Origin of the sequence: Aminobacterium sp. UBA4834 (genome assembly GCF_002400205.1) — a bacterium.
Classification (GTDB): Bacteria; Synergistota; Synergistia; order Synergistales; family Aminobacteriaceae; genus Aminobacterium; species Aminobacterium mobile.
In genome coordinates, this window is the sequence record NZ_DHFC01000018.1 from 194,037 (window position 1) to 194,312 (window position 276).

1 protein-coding gene is annotated in these 276 nt (G+C 40.2%); it reads left to right on the forward strand.

Features of this window, described 5'->3' with window-relative positions; translation table 11 throughout:
- The coding region (locus tag B3L97_RS07465) for a hypothetical protein (protein WP_286934710.1) at positions 1 to 205 on the forward strand (205 nt) is incomplete at its 5' end.
- Between the last annotated feature and the right edge of the window lie 71 nt (positions 206 to 276).

Below are 276 nucleotides of genomic sequence, written 5' to 3' on the forward strand. Positions count from 1 at the left end.
CAGAAAAATAGACAGCGCGGGGAACACGATTACCTGGTATTACGCTCTTCAAGAAGGCGGATCTTTCGTACTTTATCAAAGCAACACTAAGGAAGGAAGAAAAGAAAAGACTGACATACATGGAGCTAATCTCTCCGAACTTCTGGAAACCCTTATAAATAAAACTTCATGCGAATACCGAATCATAGTTGATGAGAAACCATAAAAAAAGCCCGGACCACTCAGGCCTGAGCTTTATATTACTTTTATTAAATGGCGGAGAGAGAGGGATTTGAA